The sequence below is a fragment of the Rhizobium sp. BK619 genome (assembly GCF_014195245.1).
Taxonomy (GTDB): Bacteria; Pseudomonadota; Alphaproteobacteria; order Rhizobiales; family Rhizobiaceae; genus Rhizobium; species Rhizobium acidisoli.
Genome location: NZ_JACIBH010000007.1, coordinates 258,892 through 274,164 on the forward strand (window position 1 = coordinate 258,892; position 15,273 = coordinate 274,164).

Below are 15,273 nucleotides of genomic sequence, written 5' to 3' on the forward strand. Positions count from 1 at the left end.
GTCGTGTGCCGATGGAAGCCTTCAGAGCTTTCCGGCCCGCTGCTGGATCATCATGAACGTATCGAAAGTGTATTCCGAAAGCTGCATCCAGAGATAGGCGTCCCGCTTGAAGGCGGTCTGGTCGTCGTAGATCTTCTTGAAATACTGGTTGGTGCCGGAGATTTCGCTGTAGATGCCGGTCGCCGCCTGAAAGCAGGCTTCCATGATTTCCTGGCTGAAGGGGCGCAGCGTCGCACCTTCTGCAACGAGCTGCTTCAGCGCCGTCGGATTCTTGGAGTCGTACTTTGCCAGCATGTTGGTGTTTGCGAAGGCGCAGGCATCGGTGAGTGCGGCCTGATAATGCTTCGGCAGGCTGCTCCATTTTTCAAGGTTGAAGAAACCATGCACGGTCGGGCCGCCTTCCCACCAGCCCGGATAGTAGTAGTACTTCGCCACCTTGTGGAAGCCGAGCTTCAGGTCGTCATAGGGGCCGACGAATTCCGCCGCATCGATCGTGCCTTTTTCCAGCGCCGGATAGATGTCGCCGCCGGCAATCTGCTGCGGGATGACGCCGACCTTCTCCATGACCCGGCCGGCAAGACCGGCAATGCGCATCTTGACGCCCTTGAGGTCATCGAGCGTATTGATTTCCTTGCGGAACCAGCCGCCCATCTGCGCACCGGTATTGCCGGCAGGCAGCGCATACATGCCCTGTGTGGCATAAAATTCATTCATCAGCTTGTTGCCGTTGCCCTCGTAAAACCAGGCATTGGTCAGGCGGCTGTTGAGGCCAAACGGAATGGCCGTTCCGATGGCGTAGGTCGGGTCCTTGCCGACGAAATAATAGGAGGTCGTGTGGGCGGCCTCGACCGTGCCGGCGGCCACCGCATCAACGGCCTGCAGGCCAGGCACGATTTCACCGGCCGCAAAAGGCTGGATCGTGAAATTGCCGTCTGTCGCAGCGGCGACATGCTTGGCGATGTCCTCGGCGCCGCCATAGATCGTATCCAAGCTCTTCGGAAACGACGACGTCATGCGCCACGCGATCTTCGGATTCTCCTGCGCGATCGCAGGCGCTGCCAATGCCGTTGCGGCGACCGCGCCGGCGCTGGCGGTTCCCGCCTTCTTGAAAAACGAACGACGATCCATCAAAAACCTCCCGTATGGATGGCACTGCGCGGCCAATCTTCACCCCACCCGCAGCCGGCGCAAACCTAAGCATGGCAGGGGCCGCGATTCAAGCTTTAGTCTATTAGCCTTTGGCATCAAACCGGCAACAAGGGAATGCGAGTGCACCCATCAAAATCAGCGGCTTAGTAGCAAAGCCGGAGCCACGGGGCCGCTTCGGCCGTATTTTGGCCACCTGACACAGCCAAGCGTTGACTTAAGGGCCGTTCTGGCGCCAGAAACGCTGTGCAGAAAGATTTTTACCGGGGTTGATATGACGAAACCGATCGTTGCCATTCCTGCCGATATCCGCAGCTTTGACGGCGCAACCTGGCATGCCGTGCAGCATCAATATCTGCGTGCGGCCTTGAATGCGGCCGGCGTCATGGCCTTCATCATCCCGGCTTTCGAGGCAGGCTACGATACCGACGCGATCCTCGACCGCGTCGACGGCCTCCTGGTTTCCGGCTCGGCCAGCAACGTGCACCCCTCGCTCTACGGTGCCGAGGCCAATGACAAGGACGGCCCCTTCGACCCCGCCCGCGACGCCACCAGCCTGCCGCTGATCCGCCGCGCCCTCGACCGCGCCATCCCGCTGCTCGCCATCTGCCGCGGCATCCAGGAGCTGAACGTCGCGCTCGGCGGTTCGCTGGCAAGCGAGATCCAGGAGCAGCCCGGCATTTGGGACCATCGCCGGCCGGACGGCGTCGACCGCGACGGCATGTATGCCATTCGTCAAAGCGTCCACGTCAAGGAAGGCTCCTGCATCGCAAGCATTCTCGGCCCCGGCGAGGTCCGCGTGAATTCCCTGCATCGGCAGGCGATTGCCAGGACCGCCCCGCGCCTGCAGGTGGAAGCGATCGCCGAAGACGGCACCGTGGAAGCCGTCTCCGTCATCGACGCCAAAGCCTTCGCCGTCGGCGTGCAATGGCATCCGGAATACTGGGCCGAAACCGACAAGCCTTCGAACCAGCTCTTTCAAGCTTTCGGCGAGGCCGTCCGCACCTACGCCGCCAGCAAGCTGCCAATCACCCCCGCGCAGGCGATCGCCTGACGGGGCGCACAGTCGCTAGGCCTTCTGCGGCGTCTCCGGCACCGGCGTCAGCGCGGTCCCTTTCTCGAACCAGGCGATGAGATTGTCGGCGACGAGATCGGCCATGGCGTTGCGGGTCGGCACCGAGGCGGAGGCGACGTGCGGCAGGAGCACCGCATTGGCCGGTTCCAGCAGGCCGGCCGGCACGGTCGGCTCGTCATAGAAGACGTCGAGACCGGCCGCGCCGAGCGCACCGGAAGCAAGGGCTGCACTCAGCGCCTCCTCGTCCACCGTCCAGCCGCGGCCGACATTGACGAGAATGCCCTCAGGACCAAGGGCTGCCAGAATATCGGCATCGATCGTCTTATGCGTCTGCGGCGTCTTCGGAACGATGGCGATCAGCGTATCCACCGCTTCCGCCAGCCCCTTCAGCGTCGGGTGATAATCATAGGGTGCATCGGCATGACGCGAGCGCGTGTGATAGCTGATCTTCACCTTGAACGGCTCCAGCCGCTTGGCGATCTCAAGCCCGATGCGGCCAAGGCCATAAAGCCCGATATGGCGCCCCTTGAGCGAGAAGCGCGACAGCGGATAGGTCGCGCCCGGCTTCCAGTTGCCGGCGCGCAGCCAGGCTTCGGCCCGCGGCAATTCGCGGATCGTGTTCAGCAGCAGACCAATCGCCGTATCGGCGACTTCGTCGTTCAGCACATCAGGCGTATTGGTGACGACAATGCCCTTTTCGGCGGCCCGCTTCACATCCATGCCGTCATAGCCGACGCCGAAACTGGCAATCACCTCGGCATGCGGCAACTGATCCATCCAGGCACCCGGGAAAGCGCCGGAGACGGCGACGCCGCGGATGCGGCCGGCCGTCTCGGCGTCGAGCGCAAGCCTTTCCTCGCGCGCCACGGCGATGATATCAAAACGATCCTTCAGCCTTTCGAGAACGCGCTCGTGTATCTTCCCGGGAACGAGAATGGCGATGCGGGACATGGCTTTTCCTCTTGGATGCGGTCTTGGTTCAGGCACGGGGCCGATGGGGGCTGGTGGACTGGCGGATGCGCATTTCCGGTTTGATCAGATGCATGCCGTCGGGCTCGTGACTGCCGGCAAGCCGATCGAGCAGTGCGCGGGCGGCCAGGCGCCCGACCTCTGTCTGGCCGTTCCAGACGGTCGTCAGCGCTGGCGTGGCGATCGACGCCTCCTCGAGATCGTCGTAACCGGTGACGGAAATATCGCGTCCCGGCACCAGGCCGGCACGGGCAATCCCGTTCATCAACCCGATCGCCACGAGATCGTTCCAGCAGACGGCCGCGGTCGGCTTCTGCGGCAGCGAGAGGAAATGCACCGCCGCCTCGAAGCCGCCCTGTTTCGAGCGCGGGCCGGGAATGCGCAGGTTCGGATCGACCTCGATGCCGGCCTTGCGCAGCGCGTTGACGTAACCCTGGTAGCGGTCGCGGCCGGTGGATGTCTGGTCCGTGCCGCCGATCATGGCGATCGAGCGGTGGCCGAGGCCGATCAGATGGTTGGTGGCAAGCGAGATGCCGTAGCTGTCGTCGCCGCGATAGGTCGGCAGGTCCTGGCCCTCCATCGAACGGGCAACCAGGATCGCCGGCATGCCGTTTTCTTCGGCCAGTTGCACGTCCTCAGGCGGCGTGCCGATCGCCGGCGACATGATGACGCCGTCGCCGCCGAGCTGCAGAAGCGTCTCGATGAAGGTGCGCTGCTTTTCGACATTGTCGTAATGGTTGGAAAGGATGAAGGTGTGGCGGCTGCGATCGAGCTCGCTTTCGATCGCCTTCAGGATTTCCCCGTAAAACGGGTTCATGATGTCGTGCACGACGACGCCGATGATGCCCGAGCGCGAGGTGCGAAGGCTGGCGGCGCGGCGATTGTAGATGTAACCGAGCGCGCGCGCCTGTTCCTTGATCTTTTCCCGGGTATTGCCGGCGACGAGCGGACTGTCGCGTAAGGCAAGCGATACCGTCGCCGTTGAAATGCCGAGTGTTTCGGCAATTGTCGAAAGCTTGATCTTCTGGACCACGTGTCCTCCTCCAGGCAGCACGCAAGACAGCAAGACCACGCCGGCTAACCGGCGCGGTCCCCTTAAAATGTTTAATTAAAAGATTTAACCGGCGGAAGCAATTCGTCTTTCAGGGAAAATTCAGTCTTCGTCCGGTTCGTCGATGTGCAGGGCTTCGGCCTGCAGATTGCCGTCGATCGCCTTCAGCAGTCGGACGAGATTGCGGATTTCCTTTTCGGAGAATGCCTGCGTCGCCAGCCTGTCGCAGGCCGAGGCCGCCATTTCTATCCCCTGCACGCTGCCGCGCCCGAGCTCGGTGAGATAGACCTTGGTCAGGCGCGCATCCTCGGCATCGGGCTTGCGCTCGAGAAAACCCTGCGCCTCCATGCGGCCGATCGTGCGCGTCATCGTCGGCGCCTTGACGCCGAGTTTCTGGGCAAGCCCGCCGGCCGTCATGCCGTCGCTCTCGGCAAGCGAGAGGATGACACCGTCCTGGCCGGCATAGAGGCCGCTTTCGAGCAGGTTGCGCGAGAGCACCGTGCGCATGGAACGGGCCGCCTGGGTCAGCGCCGGCGAAAGGTCGACGAGCGTATACTCGGTCTGATCCTTCTTCTTGGACTTGTTCTTCTTGCCGTCCTTATGCTTCTTTCCCATAGCCATCCCTTTGATCTTTAAGCGCTGGCGCCGCTGCGATATGACATTGCCCAGGATCTCGTCATAAACAAGAGGCAACGACCGGATGATGACGCCTTCGCCCCGCTTCGACGACAGCGACCCGGTTTCTGCCCGCGGCGGGCGCCGCCCGATCGCCGTGCTGCCGCTCGGCGCTCACGAACAGCACGGCCCGCACCTGCCCTTCGAAACCGACACCCTGATTGCCGAAGGCGTCGCCGAACGATTGAAGGCGGCCTTACCAGCCGGCCTGTCGGTCACCTTCCTGCCCGCCGAATCTGTCGGCTATTCCATAGAGCATATGGATGTTGAAGGAACGAAGACGCTCGCCTTCGACGAAGCGGTCAACCGCTGGCTCGGCATCGCCGAGCGGCTGGCGGAGCAGGATATCCGTAAACTGGTAATGCTAAACGCCCATGGCGGCAATTCGCCCCTGATGACCATCGTCGCCACCGAGGCGCGGATCCGCTTCGCCATGCTGGCGGTGGCGACGAGCTGGACCCGCTTCGGTTTGCCGGATGGCGTGATCCCGCCTGAGGAAAAGGCGATCGACATCCATGGCGGCGATATCGAGACCTCGGTAATGCTGGCGCTTCATCCCGACAAGGTCGATATGGCGAAGGCGGCGGACTTCTCCTCCCGGCAGAGCGAATTTGCCGGGCGCTTCAAACATCTGCGCGCCTACGGGCCGCACGCCTTCGGCTGGAAGATGTCGGATCTCAACCCGCAGGGCGCGGCAGGCAACGCCGCGGCGGCGACGGCGGAAAAGGGCGAAGCGCTGATTGCCCATGCAGTGAAGGGATTGGTGGAATTGCTCGAGGACGTCGACGCCTTCGACATCACACAGTTCCGGTGAAGATAGGCATCTAAGCGGCGCAGACGATGTGATCTTATAACATTATAAAACCCTTTGAACTGCCGCGCCCATGCCATTATATGAGACCAACCGTTCAAGCAGCCGATCCAAACCGCTCGGCCGCACGCCTAATCCTAGAGGTTCTCATGACCGACGCGATCTCCACGCAGAAGCCCATTCCCGTCACCGTGCTCACCGGTTATCTCGGCGCCGGCAAAACGACGTTGCTCAACCGTATCCTTTCCGAAAACCACGGCAAGAAATATGCGGTCATCGTCAATGAGTTCGGCGAGATCGGCATCGACAACGACCTGATCGTCGAGTCCGACGAAGAGATCTACGAGATGAACAATGGCTGCGTCTGTTGCACGGTGCGCGGCGACCTGATCCGCGTCGTCGAAGGCCTGATGCGCCGTCCCGGCCGCTTCGACGGCATCATCGTCGAAACCACCGGCCTTGCCGATCCGGTGCCGGTCGCCCAGACCTTCTTCATGGACGATGATGTGCGTGCCAAGACCGAACTCGACGCCGTCATCGCGCTCGTCGACGCCAAGCACCTGCCGCTACGCCTGAAGGACAGCCGCGAGGCCGAAGACCAGATCGCCTTCGCGGACGTCGTCATCATCAACAAGAGCGACCTGGTCACCCCGGAAGAACTGGATGTGATCGACGACATCGTCCGCGCCATCAATCCGGCTGCGCGCGTCTATAAGACCAGCCGTTCCGGCGTCGACCTTGCCCGCGTGCTCGATCAGGGCGCCTTCAACCTGGAACGCGCACTGGAAAACGATCCGCATTTCCTGGAGCACGGCCATGACGACCATGTCTGCGGCCCGGATTGCGATCACGACCACCACCATCATGACCATGACCATGACCATGATCACCACGGGCACGAGCATCATCACCACGGCGCCATGTCGGCGATCCATGATGTCACGGTGCAGTCGGTATCGCTGCGCGGCGGTCAGATGAACCCGGAGCGCTTCTTCCCCTGGATCCAGAAGGTCACCCAGACGCAGGGACCGAACATTCTGCGCCTCAAGGGCATCATCGCCTTCAAGGACGATCCCGAGCGTTATGTCGTCCAGGGCGTGCACATGATCATCGAGGGCGATCATCAGCGGCCGTGGAAGGAGGACGAAAAGCACGAGAGCCGTCTCGTCTTCATCGGCCGTGATCTCGACCGCGAAAAGCTCGAAGCCTCCTTCAAGGCCTGCGAGGCAGCCGCCTGATGCCGACAGTTGCACCGCTTGATCTCGACGGCCACGTTCTGGCCGTCGAATTTTTAGGTGATGTCCCCTTCTTCGCAAACGCCAGCGGCACGTTTCACCGGCTGGACGGCGGCGACAGGGTTTGCGAAGCCCATCAGGGCATGCTCACCGCCATCCGCGATCCCTATAGCGAGAGCCTGATCTCGGGCGGCGAGGACGGCAAGGTCCTGCGCATTGCAGCCGACGGCAGCGTCAGCGAGCTCGCTACTGCACCACGCAAGTGGATCTCGCAGGTTGCGGCCGGCCCGCAAGGCGCCATTGCCTATTCCTACGGCAAGAGTTCGCTCGTGCGCCTTGCCGACGGCACGACCAAGGAATTTGCCGAGGAACGCACGGTCGAAGGCCTTGCCTTCGCGCCGAAGGGCCTGCGCATCGCAGCCGCGCGCTATAACGGCGTGTCGCTGCATTGGATCGGCATGAACGCCAAGCCCATTGACCTCGAATGGAAGGGTGCGCATACCGGCGTCACCTTCTCGCCCGATGGCAATTTCCTCGTCACCTCGATGCAGGAAAACGCGCTGCACGGCTGGAAACTCGACAGCAAGCCCGGCGCTGAAGCCCGCCATATGCGCATGACCGGCTACCCCTCCAAGGTGAAATCGCTCTCCTGGTCGGTCAAGGGCAAATGGCTCGCCTCGTCGGGCGCGCCTGCGGCCATCGTCTGGCCCTTCCAGGGCAAGGACGGGCCGATGGGCAAGGCGCCGCTCGAGCTCGGCACGCGCGCCAACATCATGGCGACCGCGGTGAAATTCCATCCGCTCGAAGATATCCTCGCCATCGGCTTCATCGACGGCATGATCCTCGCCGTGCGCATCGCCGACAGCAAGGAGGCGCTGCTGCGCCGCCCCGGCAAAGGCGCGATCACGGCGATGAGCTGGAGCAAAAACGGCAAGCTGCTCGCCTTCGCCTCGGAAGCCGGCGATTGCGGCGTCATCGATATTTCGGCTTGAGCCATTTGCCGGCCAGGACGACATCGTGACGGAAGCGGAAATCGTGGCGCTCGGCGCCGACCACATGCAGGCGGCCGCAGAGATCAGGCGTGAGGCGCTTTGGCAGCGGTTGCCGTGGCTGCCGAAACTGCATACGCCCGGTGAAGAAGAGCAGTACTGGCGCATGCATCTTCTGCCGAACTGCAGGATCCTCGGTGCTGCCATGGGAAATCGGCTGGTCGGCGTCATCGCCTATGGCGACGACTGGATAGAACAGCTTTATGTTCTCCCCGATTTCCAGGGCACCGGTATCGGCTCCCTGCTTCTTGGCTGCGCCAAGGAAGAGATGGATGAAATCAGCCTATGGACGTTCCAGCGCAATATCGGCGCCCGTGCCTTCTACGAGCGGCACGGTTTTTCCGCCGAGGAAGAGACAGACGGCGCCGACAACGAGGAAAAAGAGCCGGATATACGCTATCATTGGCGCCGGCTTCCGGAGCTGACGCCCGGCCCGCACCCGTCAAGCGGTTAAAACAGGCGGTCAAGCCGGAGATATCGGGCTTGCCAAATGCTCTACCGGGGCGAAACATGAATCCCGCGCAGACATGACTGCGCAGTCGCCGACAGAGGAAACGGGAATGCCGAAATCCACCGGCCTTGGTCTGGCCGAGCAACAGCCGCAGTCCCCGGACAATGCATTCGTCTGGGCGGTGATCCGCGCCGAGGCACTCGAGCTTGCCGCGCGCGAACCGATCCTGCAGCACCTGCTCGCCGCTCAGATAACGGCCACCTCCGGCAACAGGGGGATCATCGCCCGCGTGCTCGCCGCGCGGCTTGCTGCGACGCAGGTGGAAACAGGCGATCTGTTCGATCTGATCCTGTCCACACTCAACGACGATATCATGCGGGCGATCGAGGCCGATCTCGTCGCCGTGCGCCAACGCGACCCGGCCTGCACGACGTTTCTTCATGCGCTCCTGAACCTCAAGGGGTTTCATGCGCTGCAGACACACCGCATCGCCCACGCGCTCTGGAACGCCGGCCGCCCGGAAATCGCCACCTGGCTCGCCAATCTCGCCTCGCTGGTCTTCGGCCCGGATATTCATCCGGCCGCACGGATCGGCGCTTCCATCATGCTCGACCACGGCTCGGGCATCGTCATCGGCGAAACGGCGGTGATCGAGGATGAAGTATCGATCCTGCAGAATGTCACGCTTGGCGGCACCGGCAAGGAAACCGGCGACCGCCATCCGAAAATCCGCCATGGCGTGATGATCGGCGCCGGCGCCAAGATCCTCGGCAATATCGAAATCGGCGCCTTCAGCAAGATTGCCGCCGGCAGCGTCGTGCTGAAGCCGGTTCCCGAACATTGCACGGTCGCCGGCGTGCCGGCAACGCTGGTGCGCGTCCACCGCGCCGACGAAATCCCCGCTGAGACGATGGACCAGAATATTTAGAGCAATGCCAGCAAAAGCGTGAAGCGGTTTTGCGTCCGGAATTGCGTCAAATAAACCCCGTGCTACGCGGCCTGCTGATTTTCTCCAAAGGCTTCGACCCGGTTGCGGCCTTCGCGCTTCGAACGATAAAGCGCCTCATCCGCCTTCTTTATCAGCTGTCCAAAATCTCCGCCGGTTTCCCCACGCATGGCAACACCGATGCTCAGCGTCGGAAAGACGGCCAGATCCGGCTGATGCAGAACGGCGGCGGCGAAGGCGAGACGGATGCGCTCGGCAATCGCCACCGCATCCTGCCCGAAAACATTCTTCAGCACCACCAGGAACTCGTCGCCGCCCTGACGGGCGAGCAGATCGTTCGAGCCCATAATGCTTCTCGAAACACTGGCGAAAAGCCGCAGGATATCGTCGCCGCTCGCATGGCCATGCCGGTCGTTCAGCTGCTTGAAATGGTCGATATCGATGATGAGCAGCGATATCGGCTGGGAACCGAGAGTGGGCAGATGCTGAGCAAGGCCGCCGCGATTGAGCGCGCCGGTCAGCGGATCGTGGTGGGCGAGTTCGGTCAGCTGATTTCGGCTGCGCTCGGCGGCCATCAGCACCATAGCCATGCTGCGCAGCATGATGAACGCGACCGCCGATACCGCCATCCAGCTATGGACCACATTGCCGCCGAAAGGATCCGGCCCGCCGATCTCGCCGGTCGCGGCAAGAATGCTGCGCACCGCAAAGATCATCGCAGTGCAGACATAGAGGCCGACGAGCAGGACTGCCGAATACAGCTTCTCGCGCCGGGCAATATCGATTGCCTCCCTTGCGACGGCAAGATCGCAGAGGCAGCAGATGACGGAGACATAGAGAAGTCTCGCCGACACCGCCGAGGGATCGCTGACAATAAGTGCGACAGGCACGCTGACGAGAAGGATGGCAAGCCAGAAATAGCGCTGGTCGAGGGCCCGGCCGGCAAAGACCCGCACGGCGAAGAACATCAGCATGTAGCCGGCAATGGTCACGATATTGCCGCCGTCGACCGAGACCGAATAGGGAACGAGATTGCGCAGCGCGACGAGGAACGAACCGACGCCGACAAGCAGGTTGCTCAGGCCCCACCAGAGCGGCCATCTCTCGAAGCGGCCGGTCGCATAGGCTGCGAGCTGGAGAATACCAAGCACGAAGCAGCTCACGGCCACAATGAAATAGATCGTCCTGAGATCCAACAGCATGACGTCTTCCCGAAATTCTCGCGGAACATACAGCAAGCGTTTTGCGGTTTGATTGGGGGCTTCGCTAGAAGTTTAACGATCAGCGGTTTTTCATGCGGCTCGCACCGTGCCGATGATATCGGCCAGCAGGGCGTGCAACAGGTCCCGGTATCCGTTTCGGGCCGAGGGACCGCCTTCCTCCGAGGTCATGACGACAGTCAGATCCAGCGACGGCACGATGTAGAGCATCTGCCCGCCATAACCCCAGGCGAAATGCACCTGCTCACCGCCGATCTGCCGGGTGAACCAGCCATAGCCATATTCGTCGCCGGAGAAATGCGAGTTGGTATGGTGCTGCCACGACTGGGAAATCCAGTCGGCAGGCACCACCTGCTCGCCTTCCCGAGTGCGCCCTCCATTGCGGTAGAGTTCGCCGAAGGCAAGCAGAGACCGGGCGCTCATCGCCATCTGATTCCCACCGAGATAGATGCCCTGCGGATCGCGCTCCCATGCGCCGATGCGGAAACCGTCGACCGGGCCGAGCCATTCATGCGCCAGCGCCAGCGTCGACCGCCGGCTCACCTTCGTGAGAATGGCCGACAGCAGATGCGTGGATGCGGTGGAATAGAGCATCTCGCCGCCGGGCTGATCGACGAAAGGCTGGGAGAGCGCAAAACGCACCCAGTTGCGCGAGGAGACCCAGCGGCCGTAATTCGGGCCCGACATGCGATCGAGCCCGGCCTGCATCGAGAGAAGATGACCGATGGTGATATCGTTGATGCGCGGATCCGGCGCCGCGGGGAGATCGGCCTTCAGGATCGGCGCGATCTTCTGATCAGGCCCCGCCAGCAGGCCCCTGCCGATGGCAATGCCGACCAGCGCCGAAATGACCGACTTCGAAACGGATTTGATATTGGTCGATTCCGACGGCGAATGGCCGTGGAAGCCGCGCTCGGCAAGCACCCGTCCGCCGCGCGCGACGATCACCGTCTTGAGAGGCCGCAACGCCGGGTCATCAGCCGCCTGATCGAAAAGGGGATTAAGCCCAGTGAAGGTGCGGGCTACGCTCTGGGCAGCCACCGGCGCAGCTGCCGCAAGCGGCAAACTGAAGAGAAGCAGAAGGGAGAGAACGCGGATCATGCGGCGCAAGATAGGATATCAGCCCGGCATGTTCGCGGGCCGGCGGTGCATTTCACGCGATTGTGTTGCTCAATGCGTGGGGCATCCCGGTGAGCCCACGCGGTACCCGAAAAAACAATCCGCGCCGCAACCACGGCAGGCCCGCCTGCCTCCATGGTCAAGCAGCGCGGATATTGCCGGCCGGGGTAAGGACGTTCAACCCCGGCCGGCCGATTGCTAGGCTGCGCGGCGAAGCGGCGCGCCGGCCAGCATGCGTCCCGAGGGGACGATCATGCCGGCCGCGCCGTCAAGCCAGCCTTCCGTGAGCTCGAGCGCCAGAAAGCGCGAGCGTTCGAACGGGCCCGGCATGACAAGATGGCGAGCCTTTTCGGCAAAAAAGCCGAAACGCTCGTAATACGCGGCGTCGCCGACGAGCAGGACGGCGCCATGCCCGCGTTTCTTGGCTTCGAGGATCGCCGCGCGCATCAGCGCCGAGCCGATGCCCTTGCCGCCGTGATGCGGCGCAACGGCGAGCGGGCCAAGCAGCAGCGCATCGATCGGCGTGCCCTCGTCATTGACGCCGGCCTCGATGTTCCAGAGCCGTACCGAGCCGATGACATGGCCGTCGCGATCGCGCGCCACCAGCGCCAGCCCCTCGGCCGGAACACGGTTGCGGCGGATCTTCTCCGACGACTTCTTGCGGCGGCCTGCGCCCATGACCCGGTCGAGCAGGTTTTCACGGGCGACGACGTCCGACGGATTTTCGGCGTCGATGGCGAAAGTGGTAGGCGCAAAGAATGCGCGGACAGAATCAAGAACAGCGGCCATCTTGGCCTCCCGTACCCAATACCGTTATCAGCGGCGATGAAGGAAAATTGTGAAATTGCCGCCCCGGCTGGTTACGGGGCCGGCGGAAACGACCTCAGATGACGTAGGCCTTCAGCGGCTCGAAACCGTTGAAAGCGACCGCCGAATAGGTCGTCGTATAGGCGCCGGTGCCTTCGATCAGGACCTCGTCGCCGATCGAAAGGGAGATCGGCAGCGGATAGAGGTTCTTCTCGTAGAGCACGTCGGCCGAATCGCAGGTCGGGCCGGCGATGACGCAGGGCTCCATCTCGTCGCCGTCGTGCTCCGTGCGGATCGGATAGCGGATGGCTTCGTCCATCGTTTCGGCGAGACCGCCGAACTTTCCGATGTCGAGGAATACCCAGCGCGCATCGTCATTGTCCGACTTCTTCGAAATCAGCACGACTTCCGCCTTGATGACGCCGGCATTGCCGACCATGCCGCGGCCCGGCTCGATGATCGTCTGCGGGATCTGGTTGCCGAAATGCGTGCGCAGCGCCTGGTAGATCGACTTGCCGTAAGCTTCTGCGGACGGAACGTCGCGCAGATACTTGGTCGGGAAGCCGCCGCCCATGTTGACCATCTGCAGGTGGATACCCTGCTTGGCAAGCGAGACGAAGACGCGCTTGGCATCGGCAAGCGCCGAATCCCAGGCATCGACCTTGGTCATCTGCGAACCGACATGAAACGAGACGCCGTAGGACTGCAGGCCGAGCTGGTGGGCGTAGACGAGAACATCGACAGCCATCTGCGGAACGCAGCCGAACTTGCGCGACAGTGGCCATTCAGCGCCTTCGCCATCCGTCAGCACGCGGCAGAAGACGCGGGCGCCGGGAGCGGCACGCGAGATCTTCTCGACTTCCTCGTGGCTGTCGACTGCAAAGAGGCTGACGCCGAGCGCATGCGCGCGGGCAACGTCACGTTCCTTCTTGATGGTGTTGCCAAAGGAGATGCGGGCGGCGGTTGCACCGGCTTCGAGCGCCATTTCGATTTCGGCAACGGATGCGCAATCGAAATTGGAGCCGAGGCCTGCAAGCAGCTTCAGCACTTCCGGAGCCGGGTTGGCCTTGACCGCATAGTAGATGGCGCTGTCCGGCATTGCGTGACGGAAGGCGTGGAAATTGTCGCGAACCACGTCGAGGTCAACCACGAGGCACGGACCGTCGGGACGTCGGGTTGCGAGAAAGTCGCGGATGCGCTGAGTGGTCATATCGTTCCCTCTTCCAATTCCAGAGCTCCGGCATCAACCGGAGGACAAAGGGCATACGAGAACTCGCATTGGAACCAGCCGGTGGAGACCCCGGAACCATAGCAAGCGCTCGATGCGCGGATAGTGAACCAACGCCGCGATGCGGTGTAAGTTCGGCTTTGTCTGCCATGGATTGGAGGGAGAATCCCAACCGCACTTCCGGCAATGATGGTGTGCCTCTTCAGTAACCCCCGCTGATGGAAAGCAGGGAGAGAACAAAAAGGCCCGCACCGTCGTTGCTTCAGGCGTCCTCGCATTTTCCGGTTGGCCGGAATAGCGACTGGAGGGGTTAATTCCAGGTACCTTACCGATTTCCTCACCAATTCGAGGGTTCGGCGGACACCCATGGGCACGTGCGACTTTGGGCTGAGGTGGAAATAAGAATATTCGCCTTCATAATCAAGCGTTTTTTTGATCTCCGGGTCAAAAAAATAATTGAACGGGAAGTGCGGATTTGTTCAACATTCCGAAACAGTTTAAGGGATGGCCATGGATACCTTGACCCGCATACGCGCCTTCATCGATGTCGTCGAGGCCGAAGGCTTTTCCGCCGCCGCCAGGCGCACCGGCCGCTCCAAGGCGCTGCTCTCCAAATATGTGCGCGAATTGGAAGATGAACTCGGCGCCCTGCTGCTCAACCGCACCACCCGGCAGTTCTCCATGACCGAGGCCGGCCACACCTATTACCGCAGCGCCTCGGATATACTCAAGGAGATCGACAACCTTGCCGACTTGGTGCGCGAAAACAATGCGCAGCTGAAGGGACGGCTGCGCATATCCGTGCCCCGCACTTTCGTCGATGCCGATGTCGGCCAGTCGCTGATCGATTTCTCCAGGGAGAACCCGGATCTTTCGCTGGAGATCGCCGCCGACGACCGGTTTGTCGATCTGATCGAGGAAGGCTTCGACGTGGCGATCCGCATCAGCAAGCTCGAAGATTCCGGCATGATCGCCCGCAAAATCTCCGATTTTCGCGTCCATCTCTGCGTCACCCCCGATTTTCTCGAACGCCATCCGGATCTTGCCCATCCGAGCGACATTTCCAACGTCCCCTTCATCGTCGACACCAATTCGCGCACCCAGGCGAGCATCCGCTTCCACAATCCCGACAACACCTCATTCACCGTCGCCGTCTCGGGCCCGATGGAGGTCAACAGTCCGCATGCGACTTTGCGCGCGGCGCTTGCCGGCATCGGCATCGCCCTCATCCCTGATTTCATCGCCCGCAAGCCGATCGAGAGCGGCGAGCTGGTGACGCTGTTCAACGATTATCTCCCGACCGACCGCGGCATCTATGCCGTCTATCCGCACCGCCGCTATCTGCCGGCCAAGGTGAGGATCTTCGTCGATTATCTCAACAACTGGTTCAAGAAACATCCGTAGCGCCGCTCTTGCGGCTGCGACATCGCGCCCCGCGCCAACTCGCGGCTCTTTGAATCCAGTGCGGAATCCGGTCCCAATTCCGTCCCA

General features: G+C 62.1%; 15 protein-coding genes. 7 read left to right on the forward strand and 8 right to left on the reverse strand.

Features of this window, described 5'->3' with window-relative positions:
• Positions 1 to 21 precede the first annotated feature (21 nt).
• A complete protein-coding gene (locus FHX14_RS15470) occupies positions 22 to 1,128 on the reverse strand; it encodes a TRAP transporter substrate-binding protein (protein ID WP_003590245.1) in 1,107 nt (368 codons plus the stop codon).
• Positions 1,129 to 1,420: 292 nt separating this feature from the next.
• Between FHX14_RS15470 and FHX14_RS15475 the strand changes: the two genes are divergently transcribed.
• Positions 1,421 to 2,200, forward strand: a complete 780-nt coding sequence (locus tag FHX14_RS15475) for a gamma-glutamyl-gamma-aminobutyrate hydrolase family protein (RefSeq protein WP_183696968.1) — start codon at positions 1,421 to 1,423, stop codon at positions 2,198 to 2,200.
• A gap of 15 nt (positions 2,201 to 2,215) precedes the next feature.
• Here FHX14_RS15475 and FHX14_RS15480 read toward each other — a convergent pair whose 3' ends face one another.
• The 3 genes from FHX14_RS15480 to FHX14_RS15490 form a co-directional block, all read right to left on the reverse strand.
• Entirely contained in the window at positions 2,216 to 3,172 is a 957-nt protein-coding gene (locus FHX14_RS15480) for a 2-hydroxyacid dehydrogenase (RefSeq protein ID WP_184377703.1), read from the reverse strand.
• Positions 3,173 to 3,200: 28 nt separating this feature from the next.
• A complete protein-coding gene (locus tag FHX14_RS15485) occupies positions 3,201 to 4,223 on the reverse strand; it encodes a LacI family DNA-binding transcriptional regulator (protein ID WP_003590238.1) in 1,023 nt (340 codons plus the stop codon).
• A gap of 120 nt (positions 4,224 to 4,343) precedes the next feature.
• Positions 4,344 to 4,856 carry a MarR family transcriptional regulator gene (locus FHX14_RS15490; protein ID WP_179612194.1) on the reverse strand — a complete coding sequence of 171 codons (513 nt, stop codon included), beginning with the start codon at positions 4,854 to 4,856 and terminating at the stop codon, positions 4,344 to 4,346.
• An 85-nt stretch (positions 4,857 to 4,941) separates the two neighbouring features.
• Between FHX14_RS15490 and FHX14_RS15495 the strand changes: the two genes are divergently transcribed.
• The 5 genes from FHX14_RS15495 (at position 4,942) to cysE (ending at position 9,390) form a co-directional block, all read left to right on the forward strand.
• Positions 4,942 to 5,730 (forward strand): creatininase family protein, encoded by a 789-nt coding sequence (locus FHX14_RS15495; RefSeq protein ID WP_184377704.1) that lies wholly within the window; start codon positions 4,942 to 4,944, stop codon positions 5,728 to 5,730.
• A 146-nt stretch (positions 5,731 to 5,876) separates the two neighbouring features.
• Complete coding sequence (locus FHX14_RS15500) at positions 5,877 to 6,965, forward strand: GTP-binding protein (RefSeq protein ID WP_003590235.1); 1,089 nt, start codon at positions 5,877 to 5,879, stop codon at positions 6,963 to 6,965.
• On the forward strand, positions 6,965 to 7,954 hold the full coding sequence (locus FHX14_RS15505; protein ID WP_003590234.1) for a WD40 repeat domain-containing protein: 990 nt from the start codon (positions 6,965 to 6,967) through the stop codon (positions 7,952 to 7,954). Before FHX14_RS15500 ends, FHX14_RS15505 begins: the two co-directional genes overlap by 1 nt.
• A 64-nt stretch (positions 7,955 to 8,018) precedes the next feature.
• Positions 8,019 to 8,465: a GNAT family N-acetyltransferase gene (locus tag FHX14_RS15510; protein WP_184377758.1), complete on the forward strand. Its 447-nt coding sequence runs from the start codon at positions 8,019 to 8,021 to the stop codon at positions 8,463 to 8,465.
• A gap of 106 nt (positions 8,466 to 8,571) precedes the next feature.
• Entirely contained in the window at positions 8,572 to 9,390 is an 819-nt protein-coding gene (gene cysE / locus FHX14_RS15515) for a serine O-acetyltransferase (protein WP_003590232.1), read from the forward strand.
• Between the two features lie 62 nt (positions 9,391 to 9,452).
• Here cysE and FHX14_RS15520 read toward each other — a convergent pair whose 3' ends face one another.
• From FHX14_RS15520 to odc2, 4 genes are all read right to left on the reverse strand, one after another.
• Positions 9,453 to 10,610, reverse strand: a complete 1,158-nt coding sequence (locus FHX14_RS15520; RefSeq protein WP_184377705.1) for a GGDEF domain-containing protein — start codon at positions 10,608 to 10,610, stop codon at positions 9,453 to 9,455.
• Between the two features lie 90 nt (positions 10,611 to 10,700).
• Complete coding sequence (locus FHX14_RS15525) at positions 10,701 to 11,729, reverse strand: serine hydrolase (protein WP_184377759.1); 1,029 nt, start codon at positions 11,727 to 11,729, stop codon at positions 10,701 to 10,703.
• A gap of 216 nt (positions 11,730 to 11,945) precedes the next feature.
• The gene (locus tag FHX14_RS15530) at positions 11,946 to 12,536 is read right to left on the reverse strand and encodes an N-acetyltransferase (RefSeq protein ID WP_184377706.1); all 591 of its coding nucleotides are present in this window, start codon (positions 12,534 to 12,536) and stop codon (positions 11,946 to 11,948) included.
• Between the two features lie 94 nt (positions 12,537 to 12,630).
• Positions 12,631 to 13,764, reverse strand: a complete 1,134-nt coding sequence (gene odc2 / locus FHX14_RS15535; protein ID WP_038691369.1) for an ornithine/lysine decarboxylase — start codon at positions 13,762 to 13,764, stop codon at positions 12,631 to 12,633.
• A gap of 528 nt (positions 13,765 to 14,292) precedes the next feature.
• Here odc2 and FHX14_RS15540 point away from each other — a divergent pair.
• Positions 14,293 to 15,186, forward strand: coding sequence for a LysR family transcriptional regulator (locus tag FHX14_RS15540; RefSeq protein ID WP_184377707.1), 894 nt, complete (start codon positions 14,293 to 14,295; stop codon positions 15,184 to 15,186).
• The last annotated feature ends 87 nt before the right edge of the window (positions 15,187 to 15,273 follow it).